Annotated in this window: 7 protein-coding genes; 6 read left to right on the top strand and 1 reads right to left on the bottom strand. The window is 48.3% G+C overall.

The features are described 5' to 3' along the window. Positions 1-186: 186 nt before the first annotated feature. From NYE25_RS16000 to NYE25_RS15980, 5 genes are all read left to right on the top strand, one after another. Positions 187-5,586: a WIAG-tail domain gene (locus NYE25_RS16000; RefSeq protein WP_341146369.1), complete on the top strand. Its 5,400-nt coding sequence runs from the start codon at positions 187-189 to the stop codon at positions 5,584-5,586. 207 nt (positions 5,587-5,793) lie between these two features. Beyond that, positions 5,794-6,636 (top strand): glycosyltransferase family 2 protein, encoded by an 843-nt coding sequence (locus NYE25_RS15995; RefSeq protein ID WP_341051868.1) that lies wholly within the window; start codon positions 5,794-5,796, stop codon positions 6,634-6,636. Next, a complete protein-coding gene (locus tag NYE25_RS15990) occupies positions 6,633-7,616 on the top strand; it encodes a glycosyltransferase family 2 protein (protein ID WP_341146368.1) in 984 nt (327 codons plus the stop codon). The genes NYE25_RS15995 and NYE25_RS15990 overlap by 4 nt, the downstream gene beginning before the upstream one ends. Continuing rightward, a complete protein-coding gene (locus NYE25_RS15985) occupies positions 7,613-8,350 on the top strand; it encodes a glycosyltransferase family 2 protein (RefSeq protein WP_341146367.1) in 738 nt (245 codons plus the stop codon). The genes NYE25_RS15990 and NYE25_RS15985 overlap by 4 nt, the downstream gene beginning before the upstream one ends. 47 nt (positions 8,351-8,397) lie before the next feature. Then, the gene (locus NYE25_RS15980) at positions 8,398-9,129 is read left to right on the top strand and encodes a sugar phosphate nucleotidyltransferase (protein WP_042191506.1); all 732 of its coding nucleotides are present in this window, start codon (positions 8,398-8,400) and stop codon (positions 9,127-9,129) included. Between the two features lie 178 nt (positions 9,130-9,307). On the opposite strand, the gene NYE25_RS15975 is transcribed toward NYE25_RS15980, so the two are convergent. Further along, positions 9,308-10,171 (bottom strand): AraC family transcriptional regulator, encoded by an 864-nt coding sequence (locus NYE25_RS15975; protein ID WP_341146366.1) that lies wholly within the window; start codon positions 10,169-10,171, stop codon positions 9,308-9,310. Between the two features lie 285 nt (positions 10,172-10,456). Between NYE25_RS15975 and NYE25_RS15970 the strand changes: the two genes are divergently transcribed. Next, positions 10,457-15,613, top strand: a complete 5,157-nt coding sequence (locus tag NYE25_RS15970) for a glycosyl hydrolase family 8 (RefSeq protein ID WP_341146365.1) — start codon at positions 10,457-10,459, stop codon at positions 15,611-15,613. Positions 15,614-15,763 lie beyond the last annotated feature (150 nt).

Genomic DNA, 15,763 nt, shown 5'->3' with positions numbered 1-15,763 from the left:
CATTGTATGTTTGTACCCGCATGTCAGGGTGGACGAATGCGCGGCGGCAGAAGCCTTTTTTTTAATATAAGAAAGTATAAATTTCATCAGAATCTTATAAAGGGCTTATCGCAAAAGGGTGTCATCAGCCCATACCGCTGCATATGATGCCTAGGAGAAACAATAGATGGAAGGAGGAGACTGCTTGTGAGGGGTTCCAAAAAAAAGCAGCCGCGCAGTCCACAAAAACGACTTTATTTTGTAGATAATCCCAATACAGAGGAACTGAGTATGCTGGATACCAAAAGCAGCTCTAAGGATTCAGGGAGTATCAGTGACGGAGTCAGCAATTCAGAGATTGCTGAAGTTCAGGTAAGTGGAGGAGGAGTAGCTGAAGTCGTTCAAGAGGAACTCATTTCTGCTCCAGTCCTGCAGCCGGAGCCTATGGTGGAGGTGCAGCTTCAGAAACAGGTGGATAATCTTTCTGAAACGATATGGTTCGCTCCCGAGAAAGAACGGTTCCAGCCCGTTTATACAGATGATCTATCGGATGCAGCAGTTACAGGAGCTAAAATCGCTCCACGTACCATTGACGGTTCTAAGCTGAAGTTCGGTATTATTGGTACACCATGGTTGCAAGATTACGCTGTACAGAGCATCAATATCGCGGACAAGGCAGTTACTTCTTCGAAAATCGCGCCTGAATCCATTGTGGGTGAACATTTAGCTGAAGGAAGCGTAAGTGGCGGTAAACTGCTGGATCATTCCATCAGTGGAGAGAAGCTGAAGAACGGTAGTATTAGTCCAGAGAAGCTGGCTGATCGGATTATCGGCGGCGGTCAAATTGCGGATAAATCAATTGAGAGCCGTCATTTGAGCGATCTGATTATTACGGCTGATCTACTGGAAGATGGAGCGGTTACTGGTGAGAAAATAGGAAGCAGCAGCATCACAGGCCGCCACATCGCAAACGGGAGTATTGACCGTTCCAAGCTAGCTGATGCAGCGGTATCTGGCGATATAATAGCCGATGGTGAAATCAGCAGCTCCAAACTGGCTGATGCTGTGATTGAGGGTCGCCATCTTAGCGATGCTTTGATAACCGCTAGACATTTGGCTCCGGGAGCGATCGGACCAGGGCAGCTTGCCAGCAAGCTGATCGGCAAGGAGCAGCTCCAGTCGGGTGTAATCGAAGGCGCACATGTAGCGGATGGTGCTATTGGTTCCAAGCAGCTAGGTGCAGAAGTAGTGAGAAGCATCCATCTAAGTGCAGAAAGCGTACACGGTTCCCATATCAGCGACGGGGAAATAACGAGTCGCCATCTAGCTGACCGAAGCATCTCCTTTTTAAAGCTAACAGAGGGTGCGGTAGGTACTGCACAGCTGGTTGAGCAAGCGGTCACCTCATCGAAAATCGCTGATCAAAGCATACTCGCACATAAGCTAGCAGATGAAGCTGTAACCACCAGACATATTGCCAAATCCGCCATACGCGGACCGCAAATTGCTATGCAAGCTGTTTCCTCTAATCATCTGGAACGTGAGGCTGTGAACCACTCCCATTTAGCTTCGGAAGCGGTAGGCTCGGAGCAGCTTATGGATGAAGCTGTTCATACTGAACATCTATCCTCTGGTGCTGTTACTGGAGAAAAGCTGGCTTCAGAGTCTGTGGGTGCGGAGCACCTGCGTCCACAGAGCGTTACTTCCGCCAAGTTAGCGGACGGAGTGGTGAGCTCGGCTAAACTAGCAGCAGGATCGGTGATTGGAAGCACGATTGCTCGTGAAGTGGTAAGTGGCGAGCATATTGCTTTTTGTGCAGTGGAGGAGAAACATCTAGCAGATGCCAGCGTGAGCGGTCGTGCCTTGCAGGATGCTGTAGTGGATAAAGATCATCTTGCCACTGGAGCTGTGGAACGGAGACATCTCGGAGAAAATAGTGTGACTACTGCTGCGATTCAGTCCGGCTCGGTTTCGGGAGATAAGCTGGCTTCTGCTGCGGTGAGAGAGATTCATTTGGCCGCTGGGGCAGTGCAGCCACATCATCTGGCAGATCATGTGGTGACATCGTTAAAGCTGTCCCCGGAAAGTGTATCGACGGATAAGATTAGTGATTTATCGGTCACATCGGCTAAGCTTGCTGATGGAAGTGTGGATTCCAGTAAATTAGCAGTGTCGGCAGTTCAGGCAGAGCATTTATCTGTGAATGCAGTTCATTCAAAATCCATTAGCGATAGTGCGGTTCAGAGCAGACATATGAATCCGGGAAGTATCGGCGGGGCGCATATCCGGCCGTTGTCCATCGGAAATGGTCATATCATTCCTAATTCCATCTCTTCGATTCAAATACAGGAGGGCAGCATTAGCGGGTCTAAGCTGGTCAAAGGGGCTGTGGATTCCCAGCATCTTTCACCGGGCAGTGTAGACGGCAGCCATCTATGTATGGATACGATTGAAGGACGTCATATCGGGCATGGTGAGATCAAGCTGGCTCATCTAGCCGAAGATGCACGTAGTTCCGACTTGCTGCCAGAAGGCAGTGTTACCGGAGAGAAGCTCGCAGAAGAATCCGTAGATTCTATTCATCTAGTACCCGCAAGTGTAGACGGAAGTCATCTGAGGCTGGGTGCAGTAGAAGGTCGTCACATTCAGCATGGTGAAATCACACTGGCTCATTTGGCAGAAGAAACGTTTAGCTCTGAGCTACTGCCTAACGGTAGTATTACCGGCGAGAAGCTCGCTGAGGAATCCGTAGGTTCTATTCATCTCATGGCCGGAAGCGTAGATGGCAGTCATCTGAGCTCGGATACAGTGAAGGGACGTCATATTGGGCACAGTGAAATCACCTTAGCTCATCTAGCCAAAGATGCACGTAGCGCAGACTTGCTCCCAGATGGCAGTATTACCCGAGAAAAGCTGGCGGAAGAATCTGTGAACTCAAATCATCTTATACCTGGAAGTGTGAATGGCAGCCATCTGAGCCCGGATACAGTAGAAGGCCGCCATATCGGGTACGGTGAAATCACCTTAGCTCATCTAGCCAAAGATGCACGTAGCGCAGACTTGCTTCCAGATGGCAGTATTACCAGAGAAAAGCTGGCGAGAGAATCTGTAAATTCAAATCATTTAATACCTGGAAGTGTGGATGGCAGTCATCTGAGTCCGGATGCAGTGGAAGGTCGTCATATCCGAAATGGTGAGATTACGTTAGATCATTTGGCAAAAGAAACGCGCAGCTCTGAATTGTTACCCGACGGTAGTATCACCAGTGAGAAGCTGGCAGTAGAATCCGTAGATTCAAATCATCTAATACCAGGAAGTGTAGATGGCAGTCATTTGAGTTCGGACGCAGTGGAAGGCCGTCATATCCGAAATGGTGAGATTACGTTAGCTCATTTGGCAAAAGAAACACGTAGCTCTGAATTGCTACCGGACGGTAGCATTACCGGTGAGAAGCTGGCAGTAGAATCCGTAGATTCAAATCATCTAGTACCAGGAAGTGTAGATGGCAGTCATTTGAGTCCAGACGCAGTGGAAGGCCGTCATATCCGAAATGGTGAGATTACGTTAGATCATTTGGCAAAAGAAACACGTAGCTCTGAATTGCTGCCGGACGGTAGCATTACCGGTGAGAAGCTGGCAGAAGAATCCGTTAGTTCTATTCATCTTGAACCTCGAAGTGTAGGGAGTAGTCATCTGAGTTCGGGTGCAGTAGAAGGCCATCATATCGGGTATGGTGAGATTACAATGGCTCATCTAGCACCAGAGACACGCAGCTCAGAATTACTGCCGGACGGCAGCATTACCGGTGAGAAGCTGGCAGAAGAATCCGTAGATTCAAACCATCTGGCACCAGGAAGTGTAGATGGCAGTCATTTGAGCTCAGGTGCAGTAGAACGACGTCATATCGGGTACGGTGAGATTACCCTGGCTCATCTAGCACCAGAAACACGCAGCTCCGATTTCCTGCCGGATGGTAGCATTACCGGTGAGAAGCTAGCAGAAGAATCCGTAGATTCAAACCATCTGGCACCAGGAAGTGTAGAGGGCAGTCATTTGAGCTCAGGTGCAGTAGAACGACGTCATATCGGGTACGGTGAGATTACCCTGGCTCATCTAGCACCAGAAACACGCAGCTCCGATTTCCTGCCAGATGGTAGCATTACGGGTGAGAAGCTGGCAGAAGAATCCGTAGATTCAGTTCATCTTGTACCAGAAAGTGTGGATGGTAGTCATCTGAGCCCGGGTACAGTAGAAGGACGTCATATCGCATACGGTGAAATTACCCTAGCTCATCTGTCAGAAGAGGTTCGTAGTTCTGATCTGCTGCCGGACGGCAGCCTTACCGGAGAGAAGTTGGCAAAAGCATCCGTAGATTCAAATCATCTTGTGCCTGGAAGTGTAAATGGAAGTCACCTGAGTCCAAGTACAGTAAAAGGCCGTCATATCCGGCACGGAGAGATTACTCTGGCTCATCTGTCAGAAGAGGTTCGTAGTTCTGATCTGCTGCCAGATGGTAGCATTCCTGGTAAGAAGCTGGAGGGTGGATCCATTCATGCTTTCCATCTGGCCCCAGGCAGCGTGTATGGGGGGCATTTAGCGGGGGATACGATAGATAGCCGTCATCTGCGATCTGGGTGTATCACCTTGAAGCATCTGTCAGAAGAGGTGCACAGCTCCGATCTGTTGCCGGATGGCAGCATAACAGGTGGAAAGATTGAAGGCGGAACTATCCAATCATTCCATTTGGCCCCAGGTAGCGTCTTTGGTGGGCATTTGGTAGAGGAAGCGGTGGATGGTCACCACATTCGATCAGACAGCATCACCTTGAAGCATTTGTCAGAAGAGGTCCGCAGTTCCGATCTATTGCCGCAAGGCAGTATTACTGAAGAAAAGTTAGCCGAAGGCTCAGTGAATGCTTTACATTTGCAGTCGTGGAGTGTGTACGGAGAGCATCTGGCTGACAAAATCGTAGAGGATCGGCACTTGCAGCCTGGTATCATCAAATTGGAGCATCTCGCAGATGAAACTCGCACCTCAGCGCTGCTTCCGGATGCAAGCATCGATGGAGCCAAGCTGAAGGCAGACAGTATTGATTCCGTTCATCTGATTGAGGGTAGTGTAGGCACGAAAGAGCTTCAGGACGAAGCGGTGGTTGCTTCGAAGATCTCTTCATTTTCTATTCAAGCGCGTCATCTAGAGGAAGAGAGCGTTCAAGATTATCATATTGCCCCCGGCGCAGTAAATGGGTTCCATTTGGCACCGAGTTCTGTAAATGCTGAACATCTATCCTTCAGTCCGATTCAGACTGCAGGTAAGCGAGAAGCGCTTCAGCAGTTTGGAATGACAGCATTCATGTTCAATGGGGATGCTGAGAGTGTGGAAGTGACCGTATCGTTCGATGAGAACTTTGGTCATACCGGTTATGTGCTCGTCGCCATGACGAATCAACCTTACTTCTATGCTTCCTTAAAGAGCAGAGCCAATGGAGATGCAGTGATACAAGTGGTGCGCTTGCGCGAAACTCCGCATTTCTATGGGGTCATCTCTTGGATTGCTATCGGCGCTCCATTAGCCAGACCGGCAGTGGATGATCGTGTGTTTGATTAATTCGCAATGATGATGTACAAAATGCTAAGCGCAGCCGATGGCTGCGCTTTTTGTTGTGTTGTCCTCCTAGAAATTAAGAGGGTGAGTACATTTGTCCTGTTTTCCACATGACAGGAGACAAAGGCCGTTACCCTGTTCGGCGTAGTACATAAACTGTGATGTAACCCTCAGCCTGACGAATAGGCTCTGTAAGGAAGGTGGATGAGCATGAAGCCCAAACGTACTTCTGCCCGCCGCACGGGACGGCGGGTCTCTCGGATCAAACGGCGGACTTCACGCCCAGTGCGGCAAGTCGCCGCAATCCCTATCGTTAACCATCCAAATCCCTATGTTTCTGTTATTATTCCTGCCATGAACGAAGCGAAGACCATTGCGGGAGTGATATCCGGAGCTAGAAGGGTCCATCCGCGCTGCGAGGTTATTGTAATCGTCAACGGATCAGCCGATCAAACGGCAGAAATTGCCCTTTCGCTTGGTGCGCATGTTATTTCCTATGAGTTGCCGCTGGGACACGACGCTGGTCGCAGTGTCGGAGCAGAGGTAGCTAAGGGAGAGGTTCTCTTGTTTACCGATGGAGATTTAGTGATTCCTGCCTCGGGGCTACGTCCTTTCGTCACCGCCATTAGTGGTGGCGCAGACATAGCGCTTAATGATTATTCCGGACCGGTAAGGAGACTTTCGCCCCATCCGGTGGTGCTGTCCAAACATGCACTTAATATTTTACTTGGCCGTCCGGATCTAAAAGGATGTTCGATGACGGCGGTTCCGCACGCAATCAGCCGAAGAGCGCTTGAAATCTTAGGGAGTCAATCATTATCTCGTCCCCCTCTGGCACATGCTCAGGCAGTTCTGAGTGGTTTACGTGTGGTAGCTGCTCACAAAGTGCATGTAGGGAAACTGAATGCGGTCAGACGTAAGGAAGATGGCACAGATCCTTTGCAGCAGTTGATTACAGCAGATCATATGGAGGCTGTATCCCTCTTGCTTAAACACCGGGGAAACAGGGCGGGGTTCACCGACGGAACCCGGCGCAGAGAGATGGTGAGATGATGGTTGCTCTGTTACAAGTGTCTGGTAGCTCTGCCGTTCGACGAGGAACAGCAACTCGTACGGTAAAGAAACGTTCAGCATCTAGTCAGGCCAAAACAACACTGGCACCCCGCCAAAGGGTAGCGAATCGTTCGGTAAAAAGAGGCATCCCTACCGCTCGGCCACCGATTCTGTCTCGGCAATCCAAGGTAGGTCGCGAGGTGCTGAATTTACCGAGCTTACGTGGGACCTTGTCAGTTATTATCTCCGCGCGTAACGAGGAGCAGACCTTGGGACGTCTGCTGCAACAGGTATCGCGGCTGGGACCTACTGAAATTATCGTCGTGCTTAACGGTTGCAGCGATAGCAGCTTTCCCATTTCCAGACAACATCGTCAAGCAATAGTTGTGCATTGTCCGGAGTCAGTTGGACATGATGTAGGGCGGGCTATTGGTGCGAAGCTGAGTCGAGGAGATATTCTGCTCTTCCTGGACGGAGATATGGTTATCCCTGCATCTCAGCTCGGATTATTCACAGCTGCTGTAGATGGTGGAATTGACGTGGCTCTTAATGATTTGGATCCACTGATGCCTTCTTTTGGATTATGCGATGATGTTACTCGCAGCAAGCTGTTTCTGAATTATGCTCTTGGACGGTACGATCTCGGAGTTAGCTCTATGACGGCTGTCCCTCACGCGCTTTCCCGGAGAGCACTTGAGACTATAGGCTACCGTGAATTAATAGTTCCTCCTAAAGCCCAAGCTCGTTCTGTATTAAAGAAGCTAAGGGTGGAAAAAGTTGGAACGGTGAATGTGATTAAGCATAATCGGCTGCGTCAAGCGAACATAGGCGCTGGAAATGCTGTGGAGAAACTGATCATAGGGGATCACGCAGAGGCTCTCCTTGAGGTGCTTTCCCGTCGAGATGATGGGGGCCTACTTAATAGCGAAACGCAGCGTGAATACCGCAGACAAGTAGCCGCTTGGAGGAACCGGATATGACGATGACTAGTATTATTATTCCGACCTACAACGCGTTGCCACTGCTGCGGTCCTGTGTGGAATCGATACGTGCTTATACTCCACTGCCTTACGAGATCATCGTTGTAGATAATGCTTCATCAGATGGAACGGATGCCTATTGCCGCGCGAATCGTATAACGTTTATTTCATTGCCTGAGAATCGAGGCTTTCCATCCGCCTGCAATTTGGGTCTACTGCTAGCATCAGGGGATGAATTGTTACTGCTGAATAATGATGTGGTGGTTTCCCATGGATGGTTAACTAATCTGAAGAGATCGCTATATAGTGCTCCTGAAGTTGGTATTGTTGGGCCAGTGACAAACTATGCGAGTGGACGTCAACAGGTGAAGACGGATTATGAAAGTCTGTTAGATTTTCATAAGGCTGCAGAGATAACTAACCGTTCCAATCCTCAAAAATGGTTGGAGACTAAACGTTTGGTAGGATTATGTTTTTTATTCAAAAGAGAGCTACTTACTTCCGTAGGTCTGTTGGATGAGAGTTACTCACCTGGACATTACGAGGATGATGACTATTGTTATCGCGCCAGGCTAAAGGGATATCGATTGCTCATCGCAGGGGATTGCCTTGTACACCATGAAGGAAGTGCGAGCTTCAAGCAGGTATACCACACCGGGCTACAGGAGCTGGTGGAACGAAATCGTAAGCTCTTTATGAACAAATGGAATGTGGATCCAACGAGTTTCATATAAAGTGCAGATCCGAAGGCAAAGGACTTAGATAAAGAGGAGGAAAGTAAGTGAAAGGAGTCATACTGGCGGGCGGAACAGGATCCAGACTTCAACCGCTGACCCGGCTTATGAACAAACATTTGCTTCCGGTCGGCAAATATCCTATGGTCTGTTACGGCATAGATCGGCTTCGCCGGGGAGGAATTACCGACATTCTTCTGGTCATCAGCAAGCAGTCTGCTGGTCTGTATACGGATTTTTTAGGCAGCGGTGCAGCATTTGGTGTATCTCTGACTTATAAGATTCAAGAAGCTGCTGGAGGCATTGCAGAGGCTCTCGATTTAGCAGAAGGATTCATTTTCCCTGGGGAACGGTTTGTCGTATTGCTTGGTGATAATCTGTTTATGGATGATCTGACGCCTTACGTAGAGAGCTATCTCCGGCAGCCTGAAGGTACAGCAAAGGTATTGCTGAAGCCGGTGGACGACGCACGTAGATACGGTGTTCCCGTGTTCGATAGTCAAGATTCTGCATGGATTGCTTATATCGAAGAGAAACCCGAGCATCCCAAGACCAAATTTTGCGTAACAGGTATTTATATGTACGATGAAGCTGTGTTTGACATCATCCGCCAAGTATCCCCTTCCAAGAGGGGGGAGCTGGAGATTACCGATGTAAATAATATATATGCTGCTAACCGCAGGCTCAGCTATGATGTTCTCAAGGATTGGTGGAGCGATGCGGGGACGTTCCAGTCTCTGCGGGAGGCGGGAGAGAAGCTGAAGGATGCACTGCCATAAGTGGCAGCGGTAACGTGGAGTGTCCGGCCTTGGGTCGGGCACTCCTTCTTTATAAACTATAAGAAAGTATATCTTTCACCATACTTTGCTTATATTTCTACGAGAAACGGGGGTCGTCCTTATGGACGGCTCCCGTTTTTTCTTGATTGGCGCAGCAGTCCGGACGAAGGACCTGATCTCAAGCTTGCGTAGAGATATTATCTTCATCAATCCGGTTCTGTTTGCGGTATTTGAGCGGTGAGGTTCCGGTCATGGTTTTAAATACTCTTCCAAAATGGGTCAGGTTACCAAATCCTGCACGCTCAGCGATTTCCGAAACGGTTAATTTGGAGTCCTGCAGCAGGGAGCGGGCTTCTTTCAGGCGGGTGTTATTTACATATTCGCTGAAAGTAAAACCGGTTGTGTCCTTGAACGTTCGGCTTAAATGGGAGGTGCTTATGGAGAACCTGTCCGATATGTATTCCAGAGACAGAGGCTCAGCGAAGTTACCGTTGATGAAATGGATGATTTGGGAAATTTTCTTATGGGTCCGGTTCGTTTCTACAAAATGCTCGTTTTGATCCGGAAGCTTTTTTCGTTGGATGAAGATCAGCAGCTCCATCAACAGGATTTTCCGATAGTAGTCGAAATTTGAAGGTCTCTTGGTGTCTTCATGAATCAATTTGCTAAAAAGATTCTCGACAAAGATCTGGTCGTTGCCGCTTAACTTGATCGCATTTGATCTGGAGTGAAAGCAGGAGAAGAGGTCGCATGGAAGAGGGCTGTCCGCAAAAAAGTCGCGAAGGAACTCCCTTTTAAACAATAAAGTAACTCTTTCGTACATTGTACCGTTTACATTAATCAGTCTGTGCAGGTCATTAGCGTTAATGAACAATAAAACCCCGCTGACGATTTGAAAGGTTCGGTCTTCTATAAAATAGTACAGCTCTCCAGACACTAAGTAGAGAATTTCATAAGCATCGTGATAATGATTTGAAGGCATACTTGATACATTTTTTTTCTCTCGGCTAATGTGAAAGGGATCAGACTTATAGAAGTTCATTTCCAGGGGTGTCATCTCCAATCCGGCGGGAATGATCCTCGCAGAAACATGATTCATACCTGAATCAATCGTATCACGTTCATTGACCTGTTGAACAGGATAGAAATTAAATAGCGGTAAAAGTAGAAAATCATTAACAATAACAAAATATGCAGAGATTGAAAAGAAATGAATGCGCTATATTTACATATAAATCGTATTTAAGGAGGGGAAAAGAAAATCAGGGTCTACTGCAAGTGAAAGTTAAAGCGCTTAAACTATTATCTGCGAAAAGAGGGAACGAGAGTGCAAAAGAAGGGTCATTTGAAAAGAAGGCTGCACCAATCCATTTCTTTGTTGCTCGTGCTTATACTGCTGCCATTCCAGATTGCAAATGCTGCACCTGCACCAGATGCTGTCGGTTCAGATTCAATAACCGGTGTAAAGACGATAGCCGAATGGGTGTTTGATGAGGCCGCTGAAAATGTGGGGGTAATCTCGGCTACATACGGCATCTATGAGACAGCGTCTACTTTTCGCAATGTAGGCGGTGTGTTCGAGGATGTGGATGTAAGCAAGAAAGCGATCAGCTATCAGGGCTGGGACAATGGAAACGGGAAAAAGTATTGGCTTGCTACCGTGTCTACAACCGGGTTTGAGAAGATCACCTTATCCTCTGAGCAAAATTCATCCGGGTCAGGTCCGCGTGATTTTAAAGTGCAGACGAGTGTAGACCGACAAACGTGGGAGGATGTGCCGAATACGAATCTTAAAATGGCCGTCTCCAGTTTTGATTGCCCGGGCGATACCTGCAGATTGGTGAATACTCCCCTTCCGAACAGCAATGATCGGGAAATATTATATATTCGCTGGATCGTCAGCTCCGATAGCAACACCAGGGGGAATGATGAGGGCATAGGGGGTTCAGGTTCCAGTAGAATCCGAAATATCAAGGTGTCCGGCGAGCCAATCCCGGGGAAAGAACCTGTCATTCCTACCGTAGATCTTGTCCAGCAGCCTGCAGACGGTTCTGGAAATGTGTCTCCCGAAGCTCCCGTTGAAATCAAATTCAACAAGGCCATTGCCCTTGATCCGGGTTATCCTGTCCGATTTGCCGATGAGAACGATCAACCGGTTGATGGGGTTACACTTGAAGTCTTAAACAGAAATACTTTGCGGATAAACCATCCTCCGTTGACTTATGGGAAGTCTTACACAGTAACTATACCCAAGGAGCTTATCAAGGGGGCAGATCTTGTGCCGCTGGTTCGGGAAGTTTCCTGGAGTTTTGGCGTTCAGGATTCGCCTCTTGCTCCAAAATCCATCAATATGACGTTTAACGGAGATCCAAAGACGAGCATTGCCTTGGCCTGGTACACGGATGCAATGACGGATAGCGTGGTACAGGTTATAGAAGCCTCAAAGGTTATGGGGAACATTTTCCCGGAGAACGGGGCTTTGACTTATCAGGGAGAGGCCGAAGAAATTGAGACCTTTATGAGTAAAAGCGACAGAAGCACGAACCATAAAACGAAATTTATTAGTCATAAAGTCATTGCAGACCAGCTTCAACCGGGAACAGCTTACAAGTTTCGGGCAGGTAATGGTAAATCAGGTGATTGGAGCTCTATCGGCTCGTTCACTACCGATGCTGCCGGCCACCAGCCTTTCCGTTTTATCGCCGGTTCCGATTCACAGGCTTCCAGCAAGTCTGACTTTGAGCCTTGGGGTGATACCTTCCGGAAAGCAGTTGATTATATAGGCGACCCTAAATTCTTGATCAGCGCCGGAGATCTGGTGGATAACGGTGATTTGGAGGAGCAGTGGCAATGGATGCTCGGAGCAGCCCAGAATCAATTGCTGCAAGTGCCATATGTGCCTGTACTTGGCGGTCATGAGGTCATGGATTATGACGGAGACGAGACGACGCCGAATAACAACTTCTACAACCATTTCAACTTGCCGAAACAGGTTGTTGCGGATACCCATGAAGGCTCTGTGTATTCTTTTGAATACGGTGATGCACTCTATCTTGTCTTCAATTCGCAGTATTCGGGGGCACTTGCAGAGAATGGGAAAGATGTGGAATGGGCGGATGACCAATTCTGGGACCAAGTGGCCTGGATGAAGAGTACGGTCGCCCGCAGCGACAAGAAGTGGAAGTTTGTTACTTTTCACAAAAGCCCCTATGCAGCAGGCGACAATTCTGCACAATGGGAAGACGATCGCGTCCAGTTTTACAAGAAATACCTGATTCCTGCCTTTGACGAGATGGGCATCGATATGGTGTTCGAGGCCCATGATCATATGTATATGAGATCCTTCCAAATGTACAATGATGAAGTTATTCCCAAGGAGAAGCTGACATTTGATGGAGAGGGCAATGCGCTCAACCCCAAAGGCACGGTCTATCTCATGTCTAATGCATTCGGAAATAAATTCTATTATAAGAACAATCAATATGAACTGGATGAGAATGGAGAACCCCGCGAGATTCAGGACGAAAACGGGAATCCGGTTCCTTATGATGATTACTTTGCAGCCATTGACGAACAGCCGGAGAAGAAGATGTTTACGGATGTTTCCATCACAGACCGGGTGCTTTCCTTTACAGCATATACCGCAGCCGTAGCGGATGAGAATCAGCCGGACACCGTTGGCGACGGCCTAAAAGCATATGACAAGTATGGGATCAAGCGAACGGACACCAAGCCGGACCCGGCGGAAGCGGTGAAGGTGAAATTGAACGGCAGCAAGGCGGTTCTGACCTGGAGTGCACCTTCCGCAAGTACAGAACCTGTAAGAGGATTCCGGATTTATGAGAAGAATGACAAGGTGAAGACACACTGGAGTATATATGTGCCAGCAGCGGAAGGTCAAACGGAATACACCTACACGGTAGATGATATCAATCCTGCGAAAAAATATGAATTTATTGTCAAAGCGGTCGGAACAAGAATCAATTCAGATCCGGTCGAAGTCAGTACAATCGAAGGTCCAAGCGAGTCGGAGCCGCCTTCAGCACCTTCAGATTTAAAAGGAACTGCGGTTTCTCCTTACCAAATCAACTTGAAATGGACGGCATCGGCCGGCAATATTCAGGCAGCGGGCTATAACGTATACCGCAACGGCAGCAAGGTCGGCACGACGAAGGAAATATCCTACGGCGATACCGGGTTAACTCCGGATACGGCCTATAGTTATACTGTGAAGGCCTATAATGCAGAAGAGAAGGAATCGCTGGCGAGCAATACCGTTCAAGTAAAGACCAAACCTTCATCCACTGGAGAGGGTGTCCATAAGGCATTTCCGCAGCATACGTCTTATGTGGCCGGCTCTATTAAGCCGAATCACTTGACTCAGGCCCAACTGGACGCTACGGTGGGCAGATTATATAACGAGTGGAAAACAAAATATCTGAAACAAAATCCATATCAGTCAGACCAGTATTACGTGTGGTATAGCGACGGAGATTGGTTTGAGAATAACGAGATTACAGTTTCAGAAGCGCATGGCTACGGAATGCTGATTACCGCTTTGCTCGCGGGTCATGATCCGGAGGCTAAGAAGTATTTTGACGGGATGTATCGTTATTTCAGAGCACATCCAAGTGAAATCAATCCCGATTTAATGGCATGGCAGCAAGCAGATACCGGCACCGAAATTATTGATATCAATGGTGTGGATTCGGCAACCGACGGCGATATGGATATTGCTTACGCTCTTCTGCTTGCCGACAGCCAATGGGGCAGCAGCGGGGAAATTAACTACTTGTCCCAGGCCAAAAAGGTAATCAACGCCATTATGAAAAGCGATGTCAACCATTCCGAGTGGACATTGAAATTGGCGGATTGGGTCAGTGACAATGATTCCATGTTCGGCAATGCTACACGTCCTTCTGATTTTATGCTGCAGCATCTGAAAGATTTTAAAAATGTATCCGGAGACCCCAATTGGGATCGTGTTACCGATAAGACCTACAACATCATTAATAGTCTGTATGAAAATTACAGTCCCAAAGCCGGTTTGTTGCCAGATTTTGTATTCAAGGATGATACGGATGGGCAATACAAACCGGTAAGCCAGAAAATATGGGATACCCCGGATGGATACTTCCTGGAATCGGAGAATGACGGGGATTACAACTACAACTCTTCCCGTATTCCCTGGCGGATCAGTACGGATTATCTCCTGACAGGTGATAACCGGGCTAAAGAGCAGCTCAGCACGCTGAACCGCTGGATTCGGGCCAAGGCGGATAATGATCCGGCCAAGATCCTTGCGGGATATAAGCTGGACGGCACGGAAGCAATCAATGATTATGCAGACACATCCTTCTCCGCACCGATGATGGTCAGCGCCATGATCGATTCATCCAATCAGGAGTGGCTGAATAAATTATGGGATTATAATGCGGCCGTTTCCACTGAAGACGATTTATATTTTGGCAATAATCTGCGTCTGCTCAGCATGATTGTGGCATCCGGCAACTGGTGGACACCAACCATCGTTGATACTGAGGCTCCCATGGAACCAACAATAGAGAGAGCGGAAGCGGTATCCAGCTCTGCCATTGATCTAAAATGGACACCTTCCACGGATAATTTGGGAGTAACGGGATACAGGATTTACCGCAATGACGTTGAAATTAAGACACTGGAGGCAACAGAATACAGAGATAGCGGTTTATCTGCGGATACCCAGTACAAATACTATATTATAGCTGTTGATGCAGCAGGAAATACGTCCAAGATAAGCAATGTGAGAATCGTATCTACATTAAAGGCCAGCGGGGACGGTGGCTCGGGCGGCGGAGGTGGTAACCCGACTCCAACGCCAACGCCGGCAGCTCCGAAGCCAAGTGAAGGTCCGTCGACAACACCGGCACCAACACCGGAACTGCAGCCAAAGAAACCTGTTTTCAGTGATATCGGCAGCCATTTGTGGGCCAAAGAGGCTATTGAAGCTCTGGCGGCTAAAGGAATCGTTCAGGGAACGTCGAGTACTTTCTTTGAACCGGGCGCCAAGATGAAAAGAGCGGACTTTATCTTGCTTCTGGTCAGAGCGTTTAATTTAAAGGCTGGTTTTGAAGTGAGCTTTGCGGATGCCGATCAGGACGCATACTATTATGAAGCGCTGGGAATCGCCAAACAATTGGGCATTGCTAGCGGAGTCGGCGGCAACAGGTTCAATCCGGGAGCAGAGATTTCCCGGGAGGATATGATGGTATTCATCGTAAGAGCATTGCAGAAGTCAGGAAAATTAGCAGAGGCCGGTTCTATCTCCGACCTTGGCAAATTTGCGGATGCCTCCAAAGTGGCTGATTATGCCGTGAAGGCAGCAGCCGTACTGGTCAGGGAGGGCATTGTCCTTGGTGAAGGGAAATTGCTCCATCCAACGGGAGCTGCAACCCGCGCCGAAACGGCGGTTCTCTTTTACAGAATCATCAATAAATATTATTAATCCAAAAGGCCAACAGCCCGTTCCAATGGACCGGGCTGTTGGCCTTTTATTTTCCATTTACACGGCCTGTTGCAATTTTCTAAAGTATCCTGAGTCCGCCAATCCGCTTGTTTAGAGACGTAACTTGCCTTTATATCCTCGGCACCGTCC

This window comes from Paenibacillus sp. FSL E2-8871 (assembly GCF_038000345.1).
Classification (GTDB): domain Bacteria; phylum Bacillota; class Bacilli; order Paenibacillales; family Paenibacillaceae; genus Paenibacillus_AQ.
The sequence above is the reverse complement of the archived record's forward strand: the minus strand, read 5'-3'. Positions and strand labels throughout refer to the sequence as shown.

Coding starts and splice junctions, on each gene's coding strand:
- NYE25_RS15995 (WP_341051868.1), top strand. CDS start 5,794: ATGAAGCCCAAACGTACTTCTGCCCGCCGCACGGGACGGCGGGTCTCT.
- NYE25_RS15990 (WP_341146368.1), top strand. CDS start 6,633: ATGATGGTTGCTCTGTTACAAGTGTCTGGTAGCTCTGCCGTTCGACGA.
- NYE25_RS15985 (WP_341146367.1), top strand. CDS start 7,613: ATGACGATGACTAGTATTATTATTCCGACCTACAACGCGTTGCCACTG.
- NYE25_RS15975 (WP_341146366.1), bottom strand. CDS start 10,171: ATGAACTTCTATAAGTCTGATCCCTTTCACATTAGCCGAGAGAAAAAA.